This window comes from Mesorhizobium sp. M0938, assembly GCF_040319125.1.
GTDB classification, from domain to species: domain Bacteria; phylum Pseudomonadota; class Alphaproteobacteria; order Rhizobiales; family Rhizobiaceae; genus Mesorhizobium; species Mesorhizobium robiniae.
In genome coordinates, this window is record NZ_JAMYNS010000024.1 from 14962 (window position 1) to 41068 (window position 26107).

Annotated in this window: 25 protein-coding genes, 1 tRNA gene and 1 pseudogene; 10 read left to right on the top strand and 17 right to left on the bottom strand. The window is 61.0% G+C overall.

What is annotated here, in order from left to right; translation table 11 throughout:
* The first annotated feature begins 8 nt into the window (after nucleotides 1-8).
* Nucleotides 9-248, top strand: a complete 240-nt coding sequence (locus NKH73_RS29100; protein ID WP_352938140.1) for a sulfurtransferase TusA family protein — start codon at nucleotides 9-11, stop codon at nucleotides 246-248.
* 54 nt (nucleotides 249-302) lie between these two features.
* On the opposite strand, the gene NKH73_RS29105 is transcribed toward NKH73_RS29100, so the two are convergent.
* Both NKH73_RS29105 and NKH73_RS29110 read right to left on the bottom strand, forming a co-directional pair.
* A complete protein-coding gene (locus NKH73_RS29105) occupies nucleotides 303-1409 on the bottom strand; it encodes a CobW family GTP-binding protein (protein ID WP_352938143.1) in 1107 nt (368 codons plus the stop codon).
* Nucleotides 1410-1413: 4 nt separating this feature from the next.
* Entirely contained in the window at nucleotides 1414-2586 is a 1173-nt protein-coding gene (locus NKH73_RS29110) for a D-alanyl-D-alanine carboxypeptidase family protein (protein ID WP_352938146.1), read from the bottom strand.
* Between the two features lie 230 nt (nucleotides 2587-2816).
* Here NKH73_RS29110 and NKH73_RS29115 point away from each other — a divergent pair, with 230 nt between their 5' ends.
* A complete protein-coding gene (locus tag NKH73_RS29115) occupies nucleotides 2817-3980 on the top strand; it encodes a M20 aminoacylase family protein (protein WP_352938149.1) in 1164 nt (387 codons plus the stop codon).
* Between the two features lie 120 nt (nucleotides 3981-4100).
* Here NKH73_RS29115 and NKH73_RS29120 read toward each other — a convergent pair whose 3' ends face one another.
* From NKH73_RS29120 to NKH73_RS29130, 3 genes are all read right to left on the bottom strand, one after another.
* Entirely contained in the window at nucleotides 4101-4229 is a 129-nt protein-coding gene (locus NKH73_RS29120) for a glycine zipper domain-containing protein (protein WP_352938151.1), read from the bottom strand.
* 78 nt (nucleotides 4230-4307) lie between these two features.
* A complete protein-coding gene (locus NKH73_RS29125; RefSeq protein WP_352938154.1) occupies nucleotides 4308-4607 on the bottom strand; it encodes a hypothetical protein in 300 nt (99 codons plus the stop codon).
* Between the two features lie 181 nt (nucleotides 4608-4788).
* On the bottom strand, nucleotides 4789-5943 hold the full coding sequence (locus NKH73_RS29130; protein ID WP_352938156.1) for an ISNCY family transposase: 1155 nt from the start codon (nucleotides 5941-5943) through the stop codon (nucleotides 4789-4791).
* 168 nt (nucleotides 5944-6111) lie between these two features.
* Here NKH73_RS29130 and NKH73_RS29135 point away from each other — a divergent pair.
* Nucleotides 6112-6188: transfer RNA gene (locus NKH73_RS29135), tRNA-Arg, on the top strand.
* Nucleotides 6189-6425: 237 nt separating this feature from the next.
* Here NKH73_RS29135 and NKH73_RS29140 read toward each other — a convergent pair.
* From NKH73_RS29140 to NKH73_RS29160, 5 genes are all read right to left on the bottom strand, one after another.
* A complete protein-coding gene (locus NKH73_RS29140) occupies nucleotides 6426-8120 on the bottom strand; it encodes a recombinase family protein (RefSeq protein WP_352938158.1) in 1695 nt (564 codons plus the stop codon).
* Nucleotides 8117-8608 (bottom strand): DUF2924 domain-containing protein, encoded by a 492-nt coding sequence (locus NKH73_RS29145; RefSeq protein WP_352938160.1) that lies wholly within the window; start codon nucleotides 8606-8608, stop codon nucleotides 8117-8119. Before NKH73_RS29145 ends, NKH73_RS29140 begins: the two co-directional genes overlap by 4 nt.
* Nucleotides 8609-8612: 4 nt before the next feature.
* Nucleotides 8613-8981, bottom strand: a complete 369-nt coding sequence (locus NKH73_RS29150) for a DUF3489 domain-containing protein (RefSeq protein ID WP_352938162.1) — start codon at nucleotides 8979-8981, stop codon at nucleotides 8613-8615.
* Nucleotides 8982-9530: 549 nt separating this feature from the next.
* Nucleotides 9531-10445, bottom strand: a complete 915-nt coding sequence (locus tag NKH73_RS29155; protein ID WP_352938266.1) for an SDR family oxidoreductase — start codon at nucleotides 10443-10445, stop codon at nucleotides 9531-9533.
* 374 nt (nucleotides 10446-10819) lie between these two features.
* On the bottom strand, nucleotides 10820-11290 hold the full coding sequence (locus NKH73_RS29160) for a DUF2147 domain-containing protein (protein WP_352938164.1): 471 nt from the start codon (nucleotides 11288-11290) through the stop codon (nucleotides 10820-10822).
* A gap of 340 nt (nucleotides 11291-11630) precedes the next feature.
* On the opposite strand from NKH73_RS29160, the gene NKH73_RS29165 reads away from it, so the two are divergent.
* Nucleotides 11631-12092, top strand: a complete 462-nt coding sequence (locus NKH73_RS29165) for a MarR family winged helix-turn-helix transcriptional regulator (RefSeq protein WP_352938167.1) — start codon at nucleotides 11631-11633, stop codon at nucleotides 12090-12092.
* The gene (locus tag NKH73_RS29170) at nucleotides 12089-12904 is read left to right on the top strand and encodes an NAD-dependent epimerase/dehydratase family protein (RefSeq protein ID WP_352938170.1); all 816 of its coding nucleotides are present in this window, start codon (nucleotides 12089-12091) and stop codon (nucleotides 12902-12904) included. Before NKH73_RS29165 ends, NKH73_RS29170 begins: the two co-directional genes overlap by 4 nt.
* 127 nt (nucleotides 12905-13031) lie before the next feature.
* Here the strand turns inward: NKH73_RS29170 and NKH73_RS29175 are convergent, their stop codons facing one another.
* Complete coding sequence (locus NKH73_RS29175; protein WP_352938173.1) at nucleotides 13032-13955, bottom strand: AraC family transcriptional regulator; 924 nt, start codon at nucleotides 13953-13955, stop codon at nucleotides 13032-13034.
* A 164-nt stretch (nucleotides 13956-14119) separates the two neighbouring features.
* Here NKH73_RS29175 and NKH73_RS29180 point away from each other — a divergent pair, with 164 nt between their 5' ends.
* The 4 genes and pseudogenes from NKH73_RS29180 to NKH73_RS32635 all read left to right on the top strand — a co-directional run.
* Entirely contained in the window at nucleotides 14120-15436 is a 1317-nt protein-coding gene (locus NKH73_RS29180; protein WP_352938176.1) for an MFS transporter, read from the top strand.
* A 68-nt stretch (nucleotides 15437-15504) separates the two neighbouring features.
* A complete protein-coding gene (locus NKH73_RS29185; protein ID WP_352938179.1) occupies nucleotides 15505-16356 on the top strand; it encodes an SDR family oxidoreductase in 852 nt (283 codons plus the stop codon).
* Nucleotides 16357-16503: 147 nt separating this feature from the next.
* On the top strand, nucleotides 16504-17121 hold the full coding sequence (locus tag NKH73_RS29190) for a class I SAM-dependent methyltransferase (RefSeq protein ID WP_352938268.1): 618 nt from the start codon (nucleotides 16504-16506) through the stop codon (nucleotides 17119-17121).
* A 288-nt stretch (nucleotides 17122-17409) separates the two neighbouring features.
* Nucleotides 17410-17547: pseudogene (locus tag NKH73_RS32635) on the top strand (helix-turn-helix domain-containing protein); the annotation flags it as partial.
* Nucleotides 17548-17879: 332 nt separating this feature from the next.
* Here the strand turns inward: NKH73_RS32635 and NKH73_RS29200 are convergent.
* The 4 genes from NKH73_RS29200 to NKH73_RS29215 all read right to left on the bottom strand — a co-directional run bounded on the left by NKH73_RS29200 (nucleotide 17880) and on the right by NKH73_RS29215 (nucleotide 22643).
* Nucleotides 17880-20096, bottom strand: coding sequence for a xanthine dehydrogenase family protein molybdopterin-binding subunit (locus tag NKH73_RS29200; protein WP_352938182.1), 2217 nt, complete (start codon nucleotides 20094-20096; stop codon nucleotides 17880-17882).
* A 29-nt stretch (nucleotides 20097-20125) separates the two neighbouring features.
* Nucleotides 20126-20755 carry an Isoquinoline 1-oxidoreductase subunit gene (locus NKH73_RS29205; protein WP_352938184.1) on the bottom strand — a complete coding sequence of 210 codons (630 nt, stop codon included), beginning with the start codon at nucleotides 20753-20755 and terminating at the stop codon, nucleotides 20126-20128.
* A gap of 71 nt (nucleotides 20756-20826) precedes the next feature.
* Nucleotides 20827-21294, bottom strand: coding sequence for a (2Fe-2S)-binding protein (locus NKH73_RS29210; protein WP_352938186.1), 468 nt, complete (start codon nucleotides 21292-21294; stop codon nucleotides 20827-20829).
* 365 nt (nucleotides 21295-21659) lie between these two features.
* Nucleotides 21660-22643, bottom strand: coding sequence for an MBL fold metallo-hydrolase (locus NKH73_RS29215; protein ID WP_502893927.1), 984 nt, complete (start codon nucleotides 22641-22643; stop codon nucleotides 21660-21662).
* 132 nt (nucleotides 22644-22775) lie between these two features.
* Between NKH73_RS29215 and NKH73_RS29220 the strand changes: the two genes are divergently transcribed.
* Nucleotides 22776-23669 (top strand): LysR family transcriptional regulator, encoded by an 894-nt coding sequence (locus tag NKH73_RS29220; protein ID WP_352938188.1) that lies wholly within the window; start codon nucleotides 22776-22778, stop codon nucleotides 23667-23669.
* A gap of 1154 nt (nucleotides 23670-24823) precedes the next feature.
* Here the strand turns inward: NKH73_RS29220 and NKH73_RS29225 are convergent.
* A complete protein-coding gene (locus NKH73_RS29225) occupies nucleotides 24824-25273 on the bottom strand; it encodes a hypothetical protein (RefSeq protein ID WP_352938190.1) in 450 nt (149 codons plus the stop codon).
* Nucleotides 25270-25563 (bottom strand): ParB/Srx family N-terminal domain-containing protein, encoded by a 294-nt coding sequence (locus NKH73_RS29230; RefSeq protein WP_352938192.1) that lies wholly within the window; start codon nucleotides 25561-25563, stop codon nucleotides 25270-25272. The genes NKH73_RS29225 and NKH73_RS29230 overlap by 4 nt, the downstream gene beginning before the upstream one ends.
* Nucleotides 25564-26107: the final 544 nt, after the last annotated feature.

Sequence of the window (26107 nt, forward strand, 5' to 3'; positions counted from 1 at the left end):
GGTCTCGCTTGGCCAAGCCCACTTCCGTCTATGACCTCAAGGGCCTGAACTGCCCCCTGCCTGTGCTGAAAGCAAAAAAGCGGCTGGCAGCGATGCGGCCGGGCAGCCGGCTCTGGCTTGAGACCACCGACCCGCTCGCCGTCATCGACATTCCGGCCTTCTGCTCCGACGCCGGTCATCAATTGGTCGAAACGACAGCAGTTTCCGGTGGTCATCGCTTTCTGGTCGAGCGCGGCGGGATCGCCTGAGTCTCGACTTCGCTCCTCCTGCCAACTGTGCGCTGCGGCGTTCGGAAATTGAAGCTACCGCCCGGCAATGGCCAGCGGGTTGTTTTCCAGCGCTGCGCGGTCGGGTGTGTCGATCGACGGCCGGTTGGTGAAGGCGGCAAACAGCCGGCGGACGTAATCCTCCGGCATGTCGAGCGTGATCAGCACCAGCCTCGTGCCGCGTTGGCCGTCCGGCCAGGACGGCAGGCGCGCCGGCGGATGCAGGACTTTTTGCACGCCGTGGACGACCAGCGGCCGCGACGGGTCTTCCAGCAATTCGATGACGCCTTTCATGCGCAGCAGGCGCTCGCCATGTGCCGACCGTAACAGGTCGAGGAACATTTCGATTGCCGAAAACGGCACCGGCCCGTCATGAACGAGCGAGTAGGAGCGCACGCGGGAATCGTGCCGATGGTCGTGGTCATGGTCATGGTCGCCGTGGTCGTCATGATGGTGGTGATCATGGGCGGCGTCCTCGCCGAGCCAGCGTTGCACATCGGCGGACTTGGTGGCTGGGTTGTAGAGGCCGCAATCGAACAGTGCCGCGACATCGGTCCTCCTGTCGCCGGCATCGAGCAGCTCCGCACTCGGATTGATCTGTCGCAGCCGTGCCCGCAAGGCCGCGACATCGCGCGAATCGGTGGCCAGATCGGCTTTCGTCAGCACGATTCGGTCGGCGACGGCCGCCTGCTTCACCGCCTCGACATGGGCGTCGAGCGTCGCATTGCCGTTGACCGCATCGACCAGCGTGATGACACCGTCGAGCCGGAAGGCCTGGACCAGCGCCGGATGCGCCATGATCGACTGCAGCACCGGCGCCGGATCGGCGAGGCCGGTGGTTTCGATGACGACGCGGGCAAGCCGGGCGATGCGGCCGGTCTGCAGCCGGTCGACGAGATCGGCCAGTGTGTCGACCAGTTCGCCGCGCACTGTGCAGCAGAGGCAGCCGTCGGAAAGCTGGATGATGCCGTCGGAGGCCTGTTCGACCAGGAGATGGTCGATTGCCACCTCGCCGAACTCGTTGATGATGACCGCGGTATCGGCGAGGGCTGGATCCCTGAGCAGCCGGTTGAGCAGCGTCGTCTTGCCGGCGCCGAGAAAGCCGGTCAGCACCGAGACGGGGATGGGAAAGCCGCTGCTCATCAGGCTAGTTCAAGGCCTTGGCGGACTGGCCGTCCCGGGCCGCCGTGGCAGAACCGATCACTGTCGGCTCGGCACCGGGCGGCGTCGGCAGATCGGGGCGCCAGCTCGGCAGCGGCACGTCGGCATATTCCCTGCCCGATGCATCGAGCATCGCCTTCGGCTTCGGCCCGGTGGCGCCGCCAAGGCCGACGGCGACCAAAGTCGGCACATGGTCGAGCTTTTCCCGATACGGCGATTTTGGCGCATCCTTATCGCCGACGGGGACGGCAGCTTCCGACTGCTCCTTAGCCGGCTTCTTCTTGCAAAGCTCGTCATGCATGTCGTTGACCGATGTCGTGTCGCCATAGGCAGGCAGTGCCCCGACCGTGACCCAGCTCGGCTCAGGCGCCGCGAAACCCTGGTCGAGCAATCTCGCCGCGGTCTCGGCACGGGTGATGGTCGACTGTTCGCCGAGCACCACCGCGACCAGCGTGCGGCCGTTACGCGTTGCCGAGCCGATCATGTTGTAGCCCGAGGAACAGACGAAGCCCGTCTTCATGCCGTCGGCACCCGGATAGCGGCCGATCAGAAGATTGTAGTTCGAGATCTGCTTCTTGCCGACGGCGAGGCCCTCGATCGAGAACCATCCGGCATATTGCGGAAATTCCGTGCGGATCGCCATCACCAGCAAGCCGAGGTCGCGCGCCGTCGTATACTGGTCCGGCGAAAAGAGCCCGTTCGGGTTGACGAAATGCGATCCGGTCATGCCGAGCCGGCGTGCCTCGGTGTTCATGCGTTCGGCGAAAGCGGCTTGCGAACCGCCGATGTTCTCGCCGACGGCCATGGCAACGTCGTTGGCCGATTTGACCAGCATCATCTTCAGCGCATTGTCGAGCCGCATGACCGAGCCCGCCTTGAAGCCCATTTTGCTCGGTGGCTCGCCGGCGGAACGTTTCGTGACCTTGATCGGCGAATCGAGCTTGACCTCGCCGGCCGCGATCGCACGGAACGTCACATAGGCGGTCATCAGCTTGGTCAGCGAGGCAGGATACCAGCGCTTGAAAGCCTCCTGATGCTGGAGGATCTTGCCATTCTCCAGGTCGAACACAATCGTCGGATTGGCGAGAGCCGGTCCGGCCAGCACCGGAAGCGCCACGGCGCCCGCCAGCAATAGTTTGAGGAAATGCCTATACCGCATGGTGGAATCCGAAATCGCCTCTTGCCGCAGTCGCCTCTGGCTCCGTAAGATTTGTTACGCAATCGCCAGCATGGTGATCCGGCCCTCTATCCGGATCGCAATCTTGCGGTGCTATTTAGCCTATGTGACATCAAGATGGCAAAGTGCCTGAATGACAATTGTAAAACATCAGGCACAATTACAAAGCAGCAGGCAGAACCCGTCTGCTCCAACAGCGAGATGGAATCATCATGCCGATCCTCAACCGCGCCGCCGAACTGCAAGACGAGGTCGCCGGCTGGCGTCGCCATCTGCACCAGACGCCAGAGCTGAATTTCGATGTCTTCAAGACCGCCGCCTTCGTCACCGAGAAGCTGAACGCCTTCGGTTGCGACGACGTGGTGACCGGCCTTGGCAAGACCGGCGTCGTCGGCATCATCCGCGGCCGCCTGGGCGAAGGCACGACCATCGGCCTGCGCGCCGACATGGACGCGCTGCCGCTCAATGAGATCACCGGCAAATCCTACGCCTCGACCGTTCCGGGCAAGATGCACGCTTGCGGCCATGACGGCCACACCGCGATGCTCTTGGGTGCTGCCAAATATCTCGCTGAGACGCGCAATTTCGCCGGTTCCGTCGCGGTGATCTTCCAGCCCGCCGAAGAAGGCGGCGGCGGCGGCAACGAAATGGTCAAGGACGGCATGATGGAGCGCTTCGGCATCTCCAAGGTGTTCGGAATGCACAACATGCCGGGCCTGCCAGTCGGCCAGTTTGCGATCAAGCCGGGCCCGATCATGGCGGCAACCGCCGAATTCACCATCACCGTCAAGGGCCGGGGCGGGCATGCGGCGATGCCGCACGGCACGATCGACCCGATCGTCATCACCAGCCAGCTCGTCGGCGCTCTGCAGACGATCGCCTCGCGCAGCACCGATCCGGTCGAGGCTGTCGTGGTGTCGGTGACAAAGTTCCACGCCGGCGACGCCTACAACGTCATCCCTGAGAGCGCCGAGATCGCCGGCACCGTGCGCACGCTGAAGAAGGAGGTCGCCAGGAAGGCCGAAGAGCGCGTGCGCGCCATCTGTGAGGGAGTGGGCGCGGCCTTCGGCGCGACGATCGAGGTCGACTACAATGCCAACTATCCCGTCACCTACAACCATGCGGAAGAGACAGTCTTTGCCAGTGACGTCGCGGCTGACATCGCCGGCGAGGCCCATGTGCACCGTGCCATTCAGCCGGTGATGGGCGGCGAGGACTTCTCCTACATGCTAGAGGCGCGGCCTGGCGCCTTTATCTTCATCGGCAATGGCGACACCGCCGGTCTGCACAACCCGGCCTACGACTTCAATGACGAGGTCATCCCGCACGGGATGAGCTATTGGGTGAAGCTGGCGGAGACGGCGCTGGCGGCCTGATGATGTGCCTGAGCCCGTCCTTGCTTGACCTGAGGGTGCGCTGCTGCGATTTTGAGATGGCGACAAGGCCATCGAGCTCAGGACGTGGCGATGCTCCGATCGTCACTTCCGACCGGACGGCTACCGCGCAAGACCGAAGGCAATGCCTACCGCAATGCCGATCCCTATACCCGCAATGATGTTGTCCAACGCGACGCCGATTGCCACGCCGATCACAACGCCGAGTGTGATGTGTTTGGCATCTATCATGTCTGGTCATGTAGAGTGGAAGAGGAGAGCCGCAACCGCTGGCCATCCGCCGGCTACCAACCGATGTTGCCTGGATCGCTACGGGCCGCTCTTTGGGTCGTCGACCTTCAGCGCCTCCATGACGGGCCCCAGATCACTCTCTTCGGCCGGGTCCGTAGCCGGTGGCTGTTCGCCTGTCCGGGCCTTGTGCAGAGCTCTCTCGATGGCCTCTTCGATGTCGCCGATCTCGTCTTCGCGTACCTCGTGACCGTAGCCGGCCGCGTCGGCATCTTGCTCGAATTGCTGAGCCAGGACCGCCACGCTCACTTCGCTTTCAGCGGGCAGGTCGCCGACGTTCTCCTGGAGCCAATTTTCAAAGAACTCTTTCGTGGCGCTCATGCGACATCTCCTTCGGCACACTAAAGCGCGTGGTGGTCCGAAGTTCCGCTATCCCCAGGTTATCTTTGCGATCCACTCGCAACCGACCGATCTGCGCCAAACCTGCCTCTGTCGGTAGCTAATCAAGTTGTCCGGTTTTGGTAGCACATCACTTGTCCGCTTCAGTTTGCGTCGAAGCGGTTCACGCGGCTTGCCTGATGGGGCAAGTGTCTTGGATTGCGGCGCCATTGGGCATGTATCGTGCAATGCGGCGCGGCCCGTGGAAGACTGCGAGCGTGCCATCCGGGTACTGCCTGATCTTGACCGTGGCTTTGACAAAGTGATGCCGGATCGGGCTCTGCGGCAGCTGCAATCGCAGGCGCGCGAAGGCGATCGTGTTGTCGCGGGCAACGACGCGCTCCTCTTCGATGCACAGGATCTGGGCCAGTTGTTGCGGGTCGGCGGCGACAAAGGCGCTGTCCTGGACCGCGGGCGGCGTGGCGAAGCGGGCATTGTGAGCCGGCAGGTAGGTCTGTGCGATGAAGCGATTGGCGGTCTCGATATCGGCAATTCCAGCCAGCGCCAGCTCTCTGGGCAGCCGATCCTGCAAGGTGGAGAACATTCGCTCCGAGCGGCCTCGCGCTTCAGGCGAATAGGCTGGAATATGTTCGATACCCAGCCGATCGAGCGCCCGGCCGACCTGGGTCAGGCGGATCTTGTCGACAGTGCCGCCGGCCTTGAGCGTCACGAAATAGTGGCTGCCGCGATCGCTGTAGAGGCTCGACGGCAATCCCTTGGCGACGAACGTCTCCAGAAGCCCCCGAAAGCTTGACGCCGTGCCTTCCTCCTCGATCAGGAAAGCCGAATAGATCGTGCTCGTCGCATCGTCCATCGTCACGATCAGATCCAGCATCGGCTCACCCGCCAGCCATCGATGACGGCTGCCGTCCTGGTGTAGCATCATCCCCTCGCACGGCTTCCTCTCCCGCTTGCGCCGGTGAGCACCGCGCCGCTTGGCCCGTTCCACCAGACCCGCCGCGTGAAGCTGCGTCTTGATGAAGGTGTAGCCCCAGCTGAAGTGGTGATCACGCAGCAGGTGCTCGTGGAAATGCGTCACGTTCCAGCCAAGGTAGCGATGACGATAAAGCTCCAGCATCTCCTCGATCGCTTCCGCAGGCACCCGACGCGTCGAAAGCTTGCCCAAACGCCGGTCAAGCAACCCAGCCTCCCCGGCCTCTTCGTAACGGTCGCGGTAGCGCCGGAATTGCCGCTCCGACATGCCAAGCAACTCGCCTGCCTCCATCATCGATAGATCGCCGCCATTCCAGCGGCTCAATACGTCGCGAAACTTCTGCATTCTCCGGTCCTGTAGCCACGCTGCCCGCTTCATCCCCAGCCTCCATTCGCTGGCGATAAAACCGGACAACTCACGTGCTACCTAATCCGGACAACTCATGTGCTTACGACATGCGCCAAACCTGCCTCTTGGCGAAACGATCCGAAGCGGCTATGTGTCGGGCCGCGTGGTCCCGTAGCTCAGTAGGATAGAGCGGCAGATTCCTAATCTGTAGGTCACAGGTTCGATTCCTGTCGGGATCACCACTCAGTCACGGCAGACATGGCCCATATCGGTCGGCTCCAAATTCGCTCGACTTATCCGAGGGTTAGCCCCAGTGGTCTTTGCATATCAGGGCTGAGCCGCGCGATCCGTCTCTGCTTCCGCCGAGTTTTCAAGGCCCGTCTCTGTGCCTGTCTTTCCGAGCCCTAATGTTTTTGTGACCGATGCAAAGAGATTGTTGACGTAACCTGCTCTTAGAGAGCTGGAAGTGACCAGGCATATTAAAAGCCTAGAGCGGACTCCTGCTCGCTCCAATCAACCGGCAGATCGACTAGCCGAGCGAGTCGCCGAGCGGTTAGGTTCACAGGTTGAATGCCCGACAAGATGCCGTCCACGATCCCCGGAGCGAGGAATGCTAGTGGCAATGCCTTGCTTAGGTCGGCACGATGGATGCCGGTAACTTTCGACAATTCAGAGATGCTGCGAACCGACCCATTCGTCAGCGCCGACAGCACGGAGTGCGACCTTGCCAGCAGTTTGACAAGGCTCGGGTCAGGAGCCTGATCGCGCTTTGGTTGATCCCCAATAATCAAGCGCGCCTCATTTCCACGCCTTTGGATCTTGCATGTGACGGTGATTTTGTGAGTCTCCCCGGCGCTGACGGGTCGTTGGGACCTTGCTGCATCGGATTGTCCGTCGCCCTGCGGATCTAGGATCACACTCACCAAAGCAGCAGGATTGATTGCGAGATCAATAGTCTCGGGCAAGAGTGTTATCCTGATGATCGCAGTTTTGACGATCGATCTACGCTTTGCTTTACATCCTGGCGAGTCGCTCAAGAGCCCATCTGCCTCGCTCAAACCGCTCGCGATCTTATCCCTTGATGCGTATTGCTCTATCCATTCAGCCAGTCGCGATTTGTCGTTCAGCAAAGCAATCATCTGTTGATCGACCATCGCTTCCAGTTCGTCAGTCGGAACTCTCCAGCCGCTGTCGTCTTTGCGCCGAGCGACCTTCAGCCGGTTCGAGATGTAGTAGCGATAGCGCTTGCCGTGATTGTTCACATAGGCAGAGCTCAATCGATCGCCGGTTTCGTCAAAGACAAGGCCGGTGAGCAGATGTAGGTCCGCGGCATTCGATCGCGATCGGCGTTTCGGCCCTTGCTCCTTCAGCAGTGCCTGGACCGATGCAAATAACTCCGCGTCTACAATCCGCTCATGAGCGCCTTCGTAGCATGTGTCTTTATGACGAGACTGGCCGATATAAACTGGGTTTGAAAGCAGGTGATAGAGTCGACCGCGACTGATCGGATATTGAAGGGGATTGCCCTCGTCCACCGTTTGGCTTTGATTGAGCTCATCGGCCAAGGCCAGCACCGACTTCAGTTCCAAGTAGCGCTTGAATAGCGATCGGATTGTTGCCGCCGCTGTTTGATCGACAACGAGCTTCTTGTCGACAGCGCGATAGCCGAGCGGGATGGTGCCGCCCATCCATATGCCTTTCTTTCTGGATGCGGCGATCTTGTCGCGGATACGCTCTGCGGTCACTTCCCGCTCGAACTGAGCGAATGAAAGAAGCACGTTGAGCGTCAGCCTGCCCATCGACGTCGTTGTGTTGAATTGCTGGGTGACAGAAACAAACGACACGCTGTGAGCATCGAAAGTTTCAACGATCTTGGAAAAGTCCATCAGCGATCGCGTGAGCCTGTCGATCTTGTACACGACCACCACATCAATGCGCTTATCACGAATGTCTTGAAGCAGGCGTTTTAAGGCCGGCCTCTCCATTGTCCCGCCTGAGATGCCGCCATCGTCGTAGAAGTCGGGAATGAGCTTCCAACCCAGACCAACTTGCGAGGCGATGAAGGCAACGCAAGCCTCGCGCTGCGCATCAAGTGAGTTGAATTCCTGCTGAAGACCCTCTTCGGTGGATTTGCGGGTGTACACGGCACAGCGCAGTTTCTGCTGGTTGCTCATAGCCCGAAGAACCTCGGACCGGACCAGTGGGCGCCAGTGATCTTGCGGGCGATGGCGGAGAGAGACTGATAGATCTTGCCTTCGAACAAGAGCCCCTCTGCAGTCACGTCGACAATGTGGGTCTTGCCGTTCCAATCGCGCAGCAGGCGAGTCCCCTTCGACAGGGAGCGACGCGGCTTCGAAGCTGGGTCGGCATTTTTGCAATCGCCGTGCCCATTTGAAGTCTCCGGCACCGAGCCTGATGCCCTTCCCGATCCATTGATGCCGACCTGTCGCACTGCTTCGGCGAGGCGCCTCTTTGTCTCAGTCGACAAACCTCCGAGCCTCTTCGCTTGCAGATGCCAAGCGACCGCTCTCACTAAGAGTTCACGCCGCACCCCGCTCGGCGGCGGGCACCCATAGATCTTGATCCACCGCGCCGCGAGTTCGTCGCGAGAGAGGTCGCCGAGCGCGGCGACCTCCTGTTCGATCTTTATATCGATAGCCATGGCTTCAATCAGCCTTGGCCTTGCTGTCGAGCCGATAATGTCGGACACCGTCCTTGCCAATTTCGCTGACCAGAGGCAGGCCCAGCTTCTTCTTCACAGTTCCGGAGAGAAACCCGCGCACCGGATGAGGCTGCCAGCCGGTCGCCTCGATCAACGCCTGAAGGGTAGCGCCTTTGGCCAATCGAAGCTTCTTCAAGACGATGTCCGTCTTCGTGTCGACAGGCTTCGGGCTCTTGCTTTTGTTCGCGACTTCCGCATGCGCAGCTGTCTGCTTCCGAAGGCGCTTCCGTGGTGTCACTGCCACTTGAAGTGAAACGTTTTCGGGCTCGCCAGCCCCCGTGCTTTCTGTTTGCTCAGTTTCTGCAACGTGCATTGCTCTTCTCCATCAATACCGACATCGGACCGTCCAATGCCGGTACTGACTGGAGCCCGCACTGGGCGGGCTTTAGCCGACGCAGGGGCCGCGCCGGACCTCAACAGCAATGCTTGCCGCTCCAACGAAGTCCAGCGCATTAATGAATTCTTCGATGGCCGCTTTGCGCCGCATATCGGTCATCGAGATGCCTCTGCCTGCGCCTGAAAGCGGACATTCTCGAAGCCGGGCATAATTTAAATTTAGAACATCTTTCGCCGCGGCCGGCGCAGGTTCAGCCGGAAGTAGGAAATGTTCGACGAGATACCTGTCTATGCCCAGACCCACAATGACGCTCTACCTGAAGAATCTTCAGGCCAAGGCTTTCATGGTTTGCGGGATCGATTCTCAGGATCTGCGTCCATCGTCTTGAGCTGACGCACTCAGGCGTCAGATGGCGAGGCAGGCACGCGCTATTCTTTCCGACAGGAACGGTGCAAGGCTTGCGAGATTGAGCCTTAGTGAGCAACATGAGTTTGCGAAGCTTTTGGAGAAGCTCACTACCGAGCGTTACGCGAACTTCACATTGGTCAGTTCTTGAGACGCGTCCCAGAGGCGCGAGGCCACGGTGGTATCAAGAGCCTGCTTGGGAGGGGTCTCCTCAATCGGATAGCCACGCATTCCACCCATACCGTCGGGTCCATAGTAGGCGCCGTCCCGCGCCGCCGGATCAGTCGCAGCGTAAAGCGTGGGCAAGGCGCCTTGCCATGCAGGCTGGAACAGGAACGGCAGAAAGCGGCGCGCCCTGGCGGCGAGACTCGACCGGCCGGATCCATTTACGATTAGATCGGTGCGCGTGATGCCCGGATGCGTCGCCAGGCTTTCAAGGCCCCATCCGGCCGCCTTGCTGCGCCGGCTCAGTTCGAAGGCGAACATGATGCAGGCAAGCTTCGACTGGCTGTACACCTGCATCGGTTTATATCGGCGCTCAGCCTGCAGATCGTCGAAGGCGATCGCGCCGTTGCGCGCCGCCACGCTGCCTAAGGTCACGACGCGCTGCTTCTGCCCCCTCTTCAGGAGCGGAAGCAGATGCGCCGTAAGGGCGAAATGGCCGAGATAATTCGTGCCTAGCTGGAGCTCGAAACCGTCGCTTGTCAGGCGCCGCTCCGGCGGCCTCATGACACCGGCATTATTGATCAGAAGGTCGAGGCTGTTTTGCTCCTGGGCCAGCTGCGCGGCGAAGCCGGCGATCGAAGCGAGCTCGGCAAGATCTAACTTTCCGAACCGAACCTGCGCACCTGGGACGGTTTTTCTGATCGCTGCCACGGCTTCAGCGCCCTTTTGCGGATTGCGCCCGGCGATGACAACGCTTGCGCCGACGCGGGCCAGGGCTAGCGCGTCCTCGTAGCCCAGCCCGCCAGTGCCGGTCACGACCACCGAGCGGCCGTGCTGTGATGGAATGTTCCTGGTTGTCCACTTCGTCATAAATGATCCTTTGCTTCCCGGCAGTGCAAAGAAAGATCGCGCGAGGATTGTCTCGACACACTGCTTCGTCTTCACCACCAGGATGCCTGTTGCCTCCCAAACCTCCATGCCTGAGGTCGCAAAAAACCTGCCTGATCCTACGGGCATGGGCCGCCAGGGAGGCAAAGGACAAAGCCGATCAGGTCATCGTCCGAGAGCGTTCGGGTTCGCGTAAGCAACCGGCTGGCCACCCTTGTCCGGACCGGCTTGGCGGAACGCAGCCCATCCCAACCGACGTACGACGAGCCGTCGTTCGTCAGGTTGGTGCGACCTCCCTATCCATCGCGCGTTCTCTGGCGTGAGACATGCAGGAGCGATGGAAGCTCCACCTCACGTCACTGCACGCGACGCAGCGTCATGGTCCGACCGAGCATGGGGGTGCCCCTGTAGGCGCGAAGCTCCAACTTTCCACTCACAAGCGCTGCTCGGGCGGAAGCGGTCTGACCGGTCGCGCCGCTGTAGAAATTTCCGCCTTCCCAGCGGCCGTCGGCGGCATCCCACTTGAGATTGGTCACGAGAACAGCGCGCTCCAGCGAACGGCTTCTGAGTTTCGGTTCCGGATTGAGGGTGTCCTTCTTGAAGGTCCTGCCGTCAGCCTCCATCAGCAGCTTTCCGTAGAGAACCCGGGCCGCGTAGGTTTCTCCGGCATCAAACATCTCGAGTTTGATGTTGCCGTCCTCGGATTCCCAGACGCCGATAATTTGATCCGGCGAAGAGGCCTGTGCGAAAGCCTCTCCAACTGGGTGCCCAATCATTCCTACTGTGAGAGCGGCGGCCAGCAGCGGCCCCTTTGCCGATTTCAGCATATACGTTTCCTTTCTGATGCTTGGGGCGGACGATCGCCGACAAAGGCCCATGCCGCCCGAGACTTCATGCGTGCAAAGCGATCCGGCTTTCAGCTCGGCAGAGCGCGCGAGACTGAAGCGATCCGAACGGTTTCTGAGGCAGTGCGTTGCAAAGGTATCCGCCAGCCGCACGATGGAGAATGCCTAGAAGCTCAAATTTTCTGCCTGATCCTCCGAGGTCAAAGTTGCCGCCGTTGGCCCGTCTCCGTCCAGTGATAACCAAGGCGAAGCGGCCTCCCTTGACATTTGTTTGGTGCCTTACATACTTGTTAGGTAGCTAGCGAGAGTGGAGAACGGATCGATGGTTGAGAAGCGGAAAGGCGCCGATCGCGACCTCGTCGGAGCCTGGGCAAAGCGGTGCTACTTCGCCGGCCGGGCGGTCATGGATTCTGTCCTGCGCCCTTATGATCTCGGCTCCGTGCAGTGGTACGTGCTCTACCAGCTCGCAACTGTTGGGCCGACCATGCAGCGTGATCTTGTGCGGCTGCTTGCGATCGAACGCGCGACAATGACCGGCATCGTCGCAACGCTCGTGCGCAAAGGTCTCGTGGAGCAAGAGCCCGATCGGACTGACCAGCGACAGAAGCTTCTCCGCATCACGGCCGCTGGCGCGAAGCTATGGGGCGAACTGCCTGATCTTTCCTTCATTCGCTCAGTGGCCTTCGACGGCATCGATGACGCCGACATCGCGATCGCGGTCGGGGTCCTCCGGACCGCGACAGATCGGCTTGAAAAGCTTCTCGAGAAAGGAACACATCCATGACAGTATTGATAACCGGCGCATCGGGGCTCGTCGGAGCCCGCCTTCTTCCGCGCCTTGTCGAAGCAGGGCTGAATTGCCGCGCGCTGATGCGCGGCGGAAAAGAGGCGCCCGCCGGGGTAACGGCGGTGGAGGCCGACCTTGTCGACCCTGCTTCACTCATGCAGGCGGTGGAGGGCGTATCGGCGATCATCCATCTCGCCGCGGTTTTTCGCACGCCCGACACCGACCTGATCTGGAAGAGCAACCTCGAAGGCACGCGCAACCTCATCGCCGCGACGAAAGCGCGTGCGCCCGACGCGCGGTTCATCCTGGCGAGCACTTCCAATGTCTATAACGCAGACAGCCCGCGTCCTGGCCGCGAGGACGATGTAGCCGAGCCGCAACAGGCCTATCCAGCCAGCAAGCTCGCTGCCGAGAACACGCTGCGCGAGAGCGGGCTGAACTGGTCGATCCAGCGGTTCGGGTTCGTCTATGGCGACAAGGACGGACATCTGGAAGAGTTGCCGCGACTTGTTGCAAATTTCAAAATGCATCCCGCCCAAAGGATGAGCATGGTTCATCATCGCGATATCGCCACCGCCATGAACCTCGCTCTGACCGGCGCTATGGATGGGCGCATAGTCAATATCGCCGATGAGGCGCCGACTTCGATCTACGAGCTTGTTGCGCTGGTCGGCGGAACAATGGAACCGTCTTCGGAGCCGCTCGCCAATCCCTGGCGCCTCCACATGGATGTCTCGCTCGCACGCAGTCTTGGTTTTCAGCCGATCGTGAGGACCGTTTATAAGGCTGTACAGGAAAACCTGATGTGATTGCGCGCCCGGTCGGCAGCTGACGACCGAAGGCGTATCCACGCCCTCTCAATGCATTTCTTCGTGGCATATCAAGAGGGCCGCTCCGAGCCGAGCCGGCAAGGAGCGACCTGCTGCAACACTGTGCCTAGGCTGTTCGCGCCTTGCGGCTGGCATACTGGCTATACATGCGCTGGTGGTTCAGCGCGTCCTGCTTCGGAGCGACGCCGAACATCCGGGAGTATTCGCGGCTGAACTGCGACGGGCTTTCGTAGCCGACCTTGTAGGCGGCTTCCTCGACGCTTGCCGCGTCCGCCACCATCAAGCGCCGTGACTCAAGAAGGCGCAGTTGCTTCTGGAACTGAAGCGGCGTCACCGAGGTGAGCTGCTTGAAGTGCTGATGAAACGATGACGGGCTCATGCGAGCCACCTCCGCCATTTGCTCCACCCGCAGCGTCTGCGTGAAGTTGGCGCGCAGGAAATAGATCGCCTTGGCAACCCGCATGAAATTCGATTCCGGCACGGCCAGACTGCAAAGGTCGGCGCCATGCGGGCCGGTCAGGAGCCAGAAGCAGATTTCGCGCATGACGGACGGATAGAGGATCGGAATCGCCTTCGGCGTCTGGGACATCCGGATCAGGCGCAGCACGCATTCCGCTAACGGTTCGTCGACCTTTCCAACGAACACGCATGGGCCAGGCGCGACAGGCGGAATGGGCGATGTCTCCAGCTGCTCCAGCACCTCGCGCAGCATCGTCACGTCGAGATCGACGGTGACGCCGATATAGGGCACCTGCGGACTTGCGTCGACGACCCGCCCGCTGGCCGGCATCTCCATGCTGACGACCAGGCACTCCATGGAGCCGTAGCGAAGTGTCTCCTCGCCGAAGAGAATTTCCTTCGCCCCCTGGGCCACGACGCAGAGCGACGGCCGGTAGATCTGCCGCATCGGCATACGCTGCTGGTAGGAACGAATGATGTTGACGCTTTCGATCTGCGTCGGGAACAGCCCCTCGCCGCCGCCCTGGCTTTCGATGTAAGCGGTGAGCCCGCTAATAAACGATGCCGACACGCGGACCTCCGATTGGTCTCGAGGCCAGCGCAACACTTGCCCTTCAGTCGACAACATATCGCCGCTTGTAGGAATAGGCAAGTTTATTGAGGTATCGGGCATTCTGGTCATTGGAGACTTCCTCTAGCTTGATGATGCCAGTCACAGCCAGGGAAGCGCCCAACATGACAGAAACCGCCAGGTCGTCAATAGATCGGCAACATGAACTGCCAACTATATCTAATACGAGCAGCCATGAATACGTTACGGGTCGGCGCGTCGCTGCTCTGCTCATTGTGCTGTTTCTTGTAAGCGCCACATCCCAGATCGATCGGATGCTTCCCTTCGTCCTGGCCGAGTCAATCAAGGAAGACCTTGAACTGAGCGACACCGAGGTGGGTTTGCTCACCGGCATCGCCTTCGCGGTCTGTTACACGCTGCTGTCGATGCCGCTCGCCCGCGCGGCCGATCGAGGATCGCCCCGGTTCGTCCTAGTCTTGTGCATCTTGCTCTGGACCGCGATGACCGCGCTCGGTGGTCTCGCGATGAGCTTCCTGTTCCTCGCTTTTACACGCTTCGGCGTCGCGTTCGGCGAGGCAGGCGGAACTCCCTCCGGCCACGCGATCATAGCCCGGAAAATTCGGCCCGAGCGCCGTGGTATGGCGCTCGGCATTTTCTCCATGGGCATTCCGCTGGGCACCATGGTGGGCTTCGCCGCTGGCGGGGCAATCGGCGACGCGCTCGGCTGGCGGGCGGCACTGGTTGGCGCCGGAGCCCTTGGCATGCTAATCGCTCTCCTGGCGCTCGTTTTCATAGGACCGACCCCTCCGCTCAAGCGCACGGCCGCCAATAGCGCACCTTTCCTGCGGTCGAGCCTGCAGTTGCCCTCGTCCCCGGCCTTCCGATGGCTGTTCATCGGCTCGATCGCGCTCGGTTTTGCCGCAGCGCCGTTCTACGCTTTCGCCGTGCCCTTTCTAATTCGCACCCACGGATACAGTGCCAGTGAAGCCGGATTGGCATTCGGGCTGCTGCAGGGGCTGATGGGAATTATCGGAACGCTGATTGGCGGGCGCATGTTCGACCGCGCGGTGCGCTCTGGCAGTGGGCGAGTGATCGGGCCACCCGCCGTTCTCTTCCTGATCGGGAGCGTGACGACCTCTGCGGCTTTGTTCGCGTCAATCGGGTGGCTATCCATCGTTCTCTTTGTCCCGGGGATGCTGTCCTTCTCATTTTTGCTGCCGTGGGCCTTTGGCGCCGCGCATATTGTGGCCGGCAAAGGCAAGGAGGCGATGGCGACGAGCATCGTGATGATTGGATCCGGCCTCCTCGGCCCAGCGCTCGGTCCGCTCATCGTCGGCATGATCAGCGACGCGGCGACAACGGCGCAAATGGCCAATGGCCTTGGGCTCGCCCTACTAACTGTCCCGGTCGCAAGCATTCTAACCGGCATCGCCGTGCTGATCGCAAACCAGCGCATCGCTGCCTCGCTCCGGCTGCAGTGACTGCTGACGCGGCCACCACCGTAACCCGGAACCTTCCGAGAACCTGCTTTGAGAAAGAGAGACTTCACATGTCTGAACCCGACCACGCCCGCCGCACCTTCTTGGCGCTCACCGCCGCCGCCCCGGCAGCCCTTGCCCTCGGAGGCGTCGCCTCGGCCGAGAGCTCCGCGACCGGCACTGGGGCGCTGCCTGGCGCCGGCCGGGCCGCTATCGTCACCGGCTCGTCGCGCGGCATCGGTGCCGCCACTGCCCGCAAACTAGCTCGCGACGGCTACGCTGTGACAGTGAACTACCTTACCAATACCGAATTGGCTGCACATGTCGTCCGCGAAATCGAGGCGGCTGGAGGCCGCGCCATCGTTCGCCAAGGTGATGTGGCAGATCCGGCGGCGGTCAAAGCCCTGTTCGACGCCAACGACGAGGCGTTCGGCGGGGTGGACGTGGTGGTCAACAATGCCGGGATCATGAACGTTGCTCCTTTCGCACAGATGACCGACGAGGCCTTCGATCGGATGATCGCGACCAACGTGAAAGGAAGTTTCAACGTGCTGCGCGAGGCGGCAAGACGCACCCGCGATGGCGGGCGGATCATCAGCCTGAGCTCGAGCATCATACAGATGAAGCCTCCTGGCACCGGCGCCTACTCAATCACAAAGGCGGCGCAGGAGATCTATTCCAGCGTTCTCGCCAAGGAGCTGGCAGGTCGCAACATCTCGGTCAACGCCGTGGCGCCCGGCGCGGTCGATACCCAGCTTCTGCGCCAACACGGTGAGGAGGCGCTTCGGGGCATACCGGAGCAGACGCCGCTCCGACGCCTAGGCCAGCCGGAAGACATTGCCAATGTCATCGCTCTTCTTTGCTCCGAGGAGGGCGCTTGGATCGATGGTCAAAACCTCTTCGCTAATGGCGGCATAGTTTGATGTGGGGCGTTGCCGATGATTGCACGACGGGTTCGAGCCTGCCGCTACTGAGCGTGGCGTTATGAGGGATATGAGTACGCCTTGCCGAGGTGCGCGATGCTCGCCTGCAAATCATCTTCGAGGGCATCTCCGATGAAGAAACAGCGTATGCCCGAAGCCTTCGGTTTCTTTCAGGAGTGGCTGAAGAACCCTCTGCGCGTGGCAGCCATCGCGCCGTCAGGACGCGCGCTGTCCAGGCTCATCACCTCCGAAATCTCGCACGAGACAGGACCCGTGATCGAGCTGGGACCGGGAACCGGAGCGTTCACGCGCGCCCTGATAGCCCGCGGCGTTAGGCAGGAAGACCTCGCGCTAGTCGAGGTAGGGAAAGAGTTCGCCGCCGCGCTCCAACTCAGCTTTCCAGAAGTCCGCACAATCGTGATGGACGCGACCCGACTGAGGACCATCGAGCTTTTCGACGGAAGGCTGGCTGGTGCCGTGGTAAGTGGGTTGCCTCTTCTATCAATTCCGTCGCGCAAGGTGATGGCGATCCTGACGGGCGCTTTCGGCAAAATGAGGCCGGACGGCGCGCTCTACCAGTTCACCTACGGTCCGCGTTGCCCGGTCCCGCTGTTAATGCTGGACCATTTAGGGCTTGTGGCAGAACGGATCGGCGGCACACTCGCCAACTTACCACCAGCGGCAGTGTACCGGATCAGGCGAAGGCACCTCACCCGTCTCCACCTCGTTCGCCAGTCTTCTAGGCTGCAGATCCCCGTCAAATAGACATAGCCGAGTTGCGACGTGTCCGATTGGGTCCGCTAACGCCGGCAAAACGTCGCGGGAGAAGACTGCACAGTCGGGCGCTCTCCAGCGCGATGCAATTGCTACTGAAAACGGCAGTTTCGGCGCAGCTCTGGCTTGGGGTTCTATAGCCGCTCCGCCACGGTGAATCGAATTCAAAGTAGGCATGCGCGACGAGCCGGATCCCAACGAATGTCGGTCGCGGTTTTTAGCTAAAGATCTAATTCGTCGTGAGCAATCCGATCAGCTGTTGGCGAAGAACAACCTTGCCGGCTGGAGAATTCCGGCGATCCCACCTCCGTCATTGCGTTGTCCGTTGGCTACGAATCCGAAAGCGCCTTCGGCACAGCCTTCAAAAGGATTATGGGCTGTTCCCTGCGGCAATACAGCCGTGGCCAGGGCCCAGCGTCGCCTCCATGCGTACGGGGTGACCGCCTTCGCCCCCGCACAACCGCCGCCAGACCGTCAGGCTGTTTTCGACTACGCACGCAACAGCGTCCCGACACCACCTTCACGACCAAACCCTCGTCACCCTTCGGGGGAAAAGGCAGTGGTGGTCCGGCGGCCGTTCGCATCCACTCGTCAAGGTAGACCCGAAATACTCTCGTAGACGCTGGCCTTCCGTCTGCCGAGAGCGGGACTTCATCGACAACTTGCACCCTTGTGGGCGAACGAACAAAGACACTACCTGCCAGCGCAATAACTTTGTTCGGGATTGAGACGAGCCCAACGGAGACCTTCTAACTCCGCATGGAAAAGCCTGCGCTAACCGCTCCATCTCCGCTGAGCAAAGGAAGACTTGTCGTCGCATTTCCCGTCAACGCCAGGATCGCGTTCGCCACAGCGGGCGCGATCGGCGGCACGCCGGGCTCGCCCATGCCGGTGGGTTTGTTGGTCGACCTGATGATATGCGTCTCCACCGCTGGCATCTCATTCATGCGCACCACGGGATAGCTGTCGAAATTCGTCTCCTGGACAATCCCGTCCTTCAGCGTGACCGCGCCGTACAGTGCGGCGGAAAGGCCGAAGCCGATGCTCCCCTCTATCTGCGCTGCGATCTGGTCGGTTGCCACCGCGATGCCGCAGTCGACCACGGCGACCACGCGGCGAACGATCGGCCGTCCCTGATCCAGCCGTACCTCGGCGACTTGGCCTACGATCGTCCCGAAGGCTTCGTGGATGGCAAGGCCGCGCGCCCAGCCGTCTTCGAGCGGCGTATCCCAGCCGGCCTTCGCGCAAAGTTGGTCGAGGAGCGCCAGCCGCCGGGTATCGCCTGCCTTCTCATAGCAGACGCGCCGGTAGGAGACCGGATCGCTGCCGGCCCGACGAGCGAGCTGGTCGATCATATGCTCCATCACCATGGCGGTGTGCGAATGGCCGACCGAGCGCCAGAAGCCGACGATGATCGGAAGGCTCGGACTGAAGACCTTGCCGGCGACGGTCGAAGCGGTGGAAAAATATGGAGAGTGAGTAATCCCCTCGGCCGCCAGGAAGTTGTTGCCGAACGGTACCAGCGCTTGGCAGACACTGTGGAAACGCCAGCGCTCCGGAAAGCCATCCGACCCGATCTGGACCCAGACACGATGGTGCGACATCGGCCGATAATAGCCGGACATCATATCGTCTTCGCGGGTCCAGATTAGCTTGACGGGACGGCCTTGGACACGTTTCGCGATCCGCACGCATTCGACAACATAGTCCGAGGACATGATGCCCCGGCGGCCAAATGACCCACCCGCCGGCACGACTTCAATATCAACCTTGCCGGGGATGGTACGGGCAGCGAATGCCGCCAAGACCTGGTCGACCGTCACAAGATGAGCGCCGGAGGTGATCGAGACGTCCCAGCCATTCACCTCGGCGACGCAATCAAGCGTTTCCAGCGGCGCGTGGGCGAGATAGGGAAAATCGAAGGCGAACTCGACGATGTCGCCGTCGAAGGGTGTCTCGGGATTTTCACCTTTGGTATCGAAGGTCCACGGATCGACATCGGTCTGCCCGGCCGCGACCTGATGGTAGTATTGGAAAAGATCGGACGTTGAGCGCGTCTCGGCTTCGGAGTCGTCCCATTCGATGCGCAGCGCGGCGCGTCCCTGCATTGCGGCGAAGCTGGTCTCGGCAAGGACAGCGACGCCAGTCTCGACCGCCAGTACATCGACGACACCCTTTATCTGCAGCGCGTCCGACGCGTCGAAGCGCGCCAGCTTGCCGCCGAAGCGAGGGCTGTGCGCGACCATAGCGACCAGCATGTCCGGGCGCTGGATATCCTGAGTGTAGACCTGGGTGCCCGTGCTTTTCGGCAGGCTGTCCTTGCGCCGCACCCTGTCACTGCCGATGAGGCGATAATCCTGCGGCTGTTTCAGCACCGGCGTCTGCTGCGGCTGCTGGCGGGAAGCGTCGGCAAGGAGCTCGACGAAGGTGGCGGTGCGGTTGGAACCGGGATGCGACACGACGCCGTCGCGCACCGATATCTCGCCGGCCCTAACACTCCAAAGAAGCGCCGCCGCGTCGACGAACATGCCGCGCGCCGCGGCGCCGGCGTTGCGCATCAGGTCCCAGTTGCTGGCGATCGCGCCGGAGGCGGCCGTCATCTGCACGCCATAGGCGCGGAAATTGCTGCGCGAATCGACGACTCGCACCTTGTCCCAATCCGCGTCGAGTTCCTCAGCGACGATCGCGGCGAGGCCGGCATGGATGCCCTGGCCTAGTTCCTGCTGCTTGTTGACGATCGTCACCCAGCCGTCGTCGGTGATGCGGATGAACGGCCCGAAGGCGCTCGGCTCCGGATCGCTGCCGCCGCCCTGCAGGATGGCGCCCGCGACCTGCATCGTATTTGTGGCGACATAGCCAACTAGCAGCGCGCCGCCGAGAAGCGATCCGCCCAGGATCATCCGGCGACGCGTCATGCGAAAGTGTCCTTTGGAAGGCTTCGGATCGGTCGTGTCGGGCTCGGTCACGATTGGGTCCTCCTGAGAAGTGGGGGATGTCATTGCGGGCACTCTCCGCCGGTTTCGAGCCAAGCTGCGATGATTGCCCCAAACTCCGCCTGGGTGCCCGGCGCAGGGGTCCGATCGCCGCCCGGATGCCAGGCCCATCCGACAAGTTCGTCCTCGGCCATGTGATGCCGCAACTCTTCGCGGTTCATATGGGATCGTGCCGGGTCGAGCAGCTGTCGACAAATCTCGCCGAGTGTCCTGCCTTGCCAGGCCATCTCGGTCGGCGCCAACTGCCACTTTGGATTGCCCGGTACGCTGGATGCCGCAACGTTCTCGTCGTGGTGACAGGTCGAGCAGCGCATCGTCGTCTCGCCACTGCCGTCGGGCCCACGGGACACCCATGGCATGTGCGGACGCATGGCATCGGTCTGCGTCGGTCGGTCGGAACGCGGATGACAGTTTATGCAGCGCGGGCTTTGGATGACGCGGCCGGCTTCCTCGAACAGCGCCACCGATCGCGCTCGCGGATCGGCGATGCCGTCAAACTCGGAGACGGGCCGAAGACGCTCGATCTGCTCGAACACCTCCGCAGAAGCAATTGGCTCGCTTTGTGGCATCGTGCGCGGATAGAGCAGATAGAGCAGATAGATCAGCCCTAAAAGGATCAGTGCGAGGACCAACAGTCCCAGCCACCGAAAAATCAATCCGATGCGAAACCGCCTACGCCTCGGCTCGGCGGACCCTGGATGGCTCATCCTTGAGGCCCTTGGAGCGCTACGGCTGCATCGTTGATCGCGGCGCGGATGCGATTGTAGGTAGCGCAGCGGCAGATGTTGCCGCTCATGGCCGCATCGATATCGCTTGGCGTCGGAGAGGGGATGGTGCGCAGCAGGGCGACCGCGCTCATGATCTGACCGGATTGGCAGAACCCGCATTGCGGTACGTCGTGCGCCACCCACGCAGTGCGGATCGCTTCAACGTCCGCCCCCTCCATAGCCTCAATCGTCGTGATCCGGGACGATGCCGCAACTTCCAGCGGGAGCGTGCAGGAGCGCATGGGCTGACCGTCTACATGCACGGTACACGCGCCGCATTGCGCGATACCGCACCCATATTTCGTGCCCGTAAGCTTCAGAATGTCGCGCAACACCCAGAGAAGCGGGGTCTGGCCATCCTCATCGACTGCATAAGTCTGGCTATTGATGGAGATTGTATACATGGAACCTGGCAAGCATGGCTAAGCTTAAAGCTTATGGAACTCTGGTTTGCATCGAAACGGCTGATCCTACGAAAAACTTGCCTGATCCTATGTGTTGCCGAGCGGATACTCGTACTAATATTGCGCTCAATTAATCGGCCATCGTTGGATTTCGCCGCTGGTAATGGTCTCGAGCGGCAGCTTCGCGCGCGGTTTGGCGGATTGGATCAATTCGGAAGGGCTTTGACCCGCTTGGGCGTAAGCGCGAACTTGCACCCGCGGTTGTGATGCCCACGGCTGCGGCACCCCCCGTTGCGCCACGGAAGCTGCGTCGATCGATGCTCATGAAACCGTTCTTCATCGGATGCAGCCGTCTTACGTCCGGTTCAGAACTGCCAGCCGGCCGGCACCCAGGCATAGCCGTTGTCGGTGCGAAGGATCCGCCCCAGGCCGGGGAAGGGATAATGGAAGCCAAGGACGAGCGTGCGGTCAGCCGCGGCCTGATCGAAGATGCGCCCGCGCGCCGTGGCGGCCGCCTCCTGGTCTCGGTCCGGTCCGGGGCGCCAAGGGCGGTCGATGTTGACCACGGGGTGATAGGCGAGGTCTGTCGTCAGAAGCAGTTGATCGCTGCGTGATTGAACAAGAAACGCGGCCATGCCAGGCGTATGGCCGGATGCGGCGATTGTCGTCAGGCCCGGTACGATCTCCGCACCCGCTTCATAAAGCGCGATATCCTGCGCGAAAGGCTGGACGCTTTGCTTGATGTTGGCGGCAAAGCGCTGCCGGAAATCCGGGGGCACCGGCATATAGGAAAGATCTGGCTCGCCTTCGACAAAGAACGCCCAGTCCGCCCTTGGCGCCATCACGATTGCCCGGGGAAAAGCCCGGCCGCCATCGGCGTTTCGCAAGTTCCCGACATGATCGGGATGGGTATGCGAAATCACAACCAGGTCGATATCCTCGGGGGATAGTCCAATTGCCCGGAGATTGTCGAACAAGCGGCCGCCGTTCGGCCCCATCGTGGTTCCGGCGCCCGCTTCGAGAAGAACGCGGCGGCCTCCGATTTCCAGAAGCAGCGTGTTGAGGTTCAGGGTCATGAAATCAGTTGGCAGAAAGGCGCGGCGCAGAACCTCCTCCAGTTCGGCTTCCGGGGCATCACCCGCGTAAACGGCGGGAGGACCGCCGATGATGCCGTCGCTCAGCACGGTGGCAGCGATGTCCCCGACCTGGAAACGGTAGTGACCGGTATTTCCGATCGGCGCCGCCGCTGGCTGCGCGGCAACGGTTGCGGGAAGGGTGTTGTTCACCAACGCTGCGGAAACACCGGCTACGGCGGACAACATGATCTTGCGTCGGTTGATCGTCAGCATCTGGTTCTTCCTACGAGAGGTTCAACGCCGGCGGCGGAAACATGCCGTTCCGGTCTCCCTGGGAAGATGACGCATCGACACTGCTTTGATAAGATCACCAAAAGCAAGCGATCTGATCTCACTGGCAGAGCAATGGCGGCGATACGACTCGATCATCTGGAAACATTCGCGCTGATCGTGCGGTGCGGTGGCTTTCGTGCCGCTGCTGCTGAACGCGGCGTTTCCTCCTCCGTCATGAGCCAAACAATGGGAGCACTCGAGCAGGCACTCGGCATCCGTCTGTTGAACCGGACAACCCGCAGCATGGCGGTTACGGAGGCGGGCGAGCGGCTGCTCGAACGGCTTCGCCCGGCTTTGGACGACATCCGCCTCGCCCTCGTCGAGCTGGACCAACTCCGCGAAAAGCCATCAGGAACACTGCGCATCAATGCGCCGGGGCCGGCCGTCGACCACGTCCTTTGTCCCCTGGCCTTCGCGTTCATGGAAGCTCATCCCGACGTCAAGGTCGAGATTGTCAGCGATGCGGCCATCGTCGACATCGTCGAACAGGGTTTCGACGCCGGTGTCCGGTTCGGACAACAGCTGGCGCAAGACATGGTCGCCGTGCCGCTCGGACAGCCCCTGCGTTACGCGATCGTGGCTTCTCCAGACTACCTTTCGAGCCATGGGCGGCCGGAAATCCCCTCCGACCTCATCAACCACAACTGCATCAGGCGTCGCTACCCCGGCGGGACGCTCGCGACATGGGCGTTCGAGAAGGGGGGTGAAACCGTCGAGATCGCGCCGGAAGGACGGCTGACCTTGAGTTCGGCGCATCAGGAGCTTCAGGCAGCCTCGGCCGGCCAGGGCATCGCCCATGTGTTGGACGATTATGCCGGGGCGGCCATTGAGGAAGGCACGCTCGTGGAACTGCTCGCGGATTGGAGCCCGAAACTGCCGAGCTGGTTCCTATATTATCCGAACAAGCGCCATAACAGCGCAGCGATGCGCGCCTTCCTCGAATTCGTTCGCAGATCGACGCGTTAAGTATCCGCGTATTGCAAGCAACCTGCGATTGGCCTCTACATCCGCTTCCGCACGCGACAGAATGCTGCTTCAAAGTCTCAGATAGTGTCGAAAGTCGTCGTGCTGAGCGCTTCTCGAATATCGGCAGCTATCCATCGCTATTCCCTGAAAGCTGCCAGTCCGCTGTCGGCCCCAAACCGACTGACGCTGAGCGTGAGCAGTTGGCGCTTAGCCGGCCGTCAAAGTCGCAGAACATCATTTATGGGACTGCAAGAGGCAGTGCGGAGTCGCCCATTTTGTGACGTTGGAGCATGAAGCCCTGTGATAATTCCAACTCCCCTTCACGCCGCCCATGGAACAAGGGCCATCACTTTCTTAGCCGGCCATCTTTAAAGACTAAGTAGTGGCCGACCGGGTAGGCTCATATTATCTCAGCATGAAAATAACTCTGTGGATAAGCTCTTTGTGGTGATGCTGCGTTGTATTCGCCTGATGGCGCGGGAGTAGATGTAAGCAACACGGGCTGGGGAAATCATGAACAAGTTGCTGCTTGGCGCGGCTTTGCTTGCCGCAAGCGCTATTGGCGCGGATATATCTTTTGTTTCTTATATTAGAAGCTCCGCGGGGATGGTGGCGTTTGCGCAGGAGGCGCAGGGGTCTTCGCCTGAACTTGGCGCGCCATCGGGCGGCTTCGGCAATGGCGGGGCGGCACTCGGATCGGGACAGCCGGCCGGCAGCGGCGGCTCTTCGTCGGGCCAGACGCCGGCGGGGGATGCGGCATCCGGTGGTGCCGCGGCGGGCGATAGTCCGGATGCCGCGGCCAAGGTCGGCGGCAAGCCGGCCGAGCCTAAAACGACTGAGGACGCCAAGACTGGCGAGGCCGCGAAAACCACCGACACGGAAGCCGCCCCCGAGGGGCCTGCTGCGGCCGTAGCAGCCGCTACGGAAACCGACGATCCCAACGCTGAGGCGATCGGCACACCGAAGGCGGATTTGCCGAAGGCGGCAGGCAATGGCAATCTCGGCTATGCCATCGGTATCGATGTCTCGGCGTTCCATGGCATCGAGCCGTGGATCGCGCTCAGGCGGTCAGGTTGCCGACACGCGCTTTGTCTCGAGGGCGACCTACAATGCGGTGTGCGGGCTGCCGGCGACGAAGACCGATCCGAACGGCATCATGAGGCATTTGACAGCGTCCGCGTGAGAAACTCGGTGAATTCCGCGCGCGTCATCTCGCCAGAGGCGAAGGCAAATTCGCGGTGTCGAACAGAACCAAGCCCGCCAACATTGCCGTCGATCGCAACGTTATAGGGAGGGTCGGTGAATATCAGGTCGGCTGCCTCACCATTCATGAGCAGGGCAACATCGTCTGCCGATCGGGCATCGCCGCAGAGCAGGCGATGGCGGCCAAGCAACCACACATCGCCCAGTTTTGAAACGGGTTCGACGGGAGGGTCCGGAATGAGATCAGCGGCGTCATTCGCGGCTGCCGATGCCTCTTTGGCCTGGTCCAGCGTCAGGTCGATTTCCGCGAGCGAGAAGCCGGTCAACGTAACGTCGAACTCAATGTCGATCAGTGCTTGAAGCTCAATCGCCAGGATCTCCGTGTCCCAGCCCGCATTCAACGCAAGCTTGTTGTCGGCCAGAACATAGGCTCGGCGCTCCTCGCACTCAGATGGGAAAGCCTTCGCGTCGGCACAGCAGCAATACCTAACTCCTTCGCCGCCATCACCCGGCCATGACCCGCGATGATTTCGCCGGTGTCGCTGACTAGGACTGGATTGGTGAAGCCGAAGCGCGAAATGCTGTCGGCGATTTGCCGGATTTGCTTTTTAGAATGTGTTCGAGCGTTGCCGGCATAGGGTCTAAGGACGGCGATGGGCTGCATTTCGACCGTAGGCATTGCGATATTCATCGTGCTCTCCAGGCACTCGACAGATCCGAGTGGCGCCTTTATGAGAACGATGCACGAACATCGTCAGTTAAATCAAGTGATTACGCATAAAATTTCCTACTGCAACAGTAGTCGCAACAACTGTTGCACATTTCTGCAGTTCGATCTTTCAAAACCCGTTTAAAAGACCCTTCAAAGGCCGTTATAGGATTATACGTTCTCAATTACTGCAAAAATTGCACTAATTAATGATCCTTTTTGCCTGGCATTCCGATGCGCAACAGCGGGCAAACACGACGAGAAGCCGAATCAAAAGGCGGCAATTTCCTGTCTGGCCCTGAGACTTTTCTAAAGTCAGCTCGCTCATCCGATACCCAGAGACATCACAGTCAATGCAGCGGACCGGCGATGGGTCGACTGGGGAGTAGGGTCTAGCCGTCCATGCTTGCAATTCAACAATCGCCTCCCGCGCTATGACAATGTCTTTCCGGATGAGAGCATTGCGTTCCCTCGCAAGCGCAATTCGAAACCGTTATTGCGCATTCATTTTCGCAGTGCGGCAGCG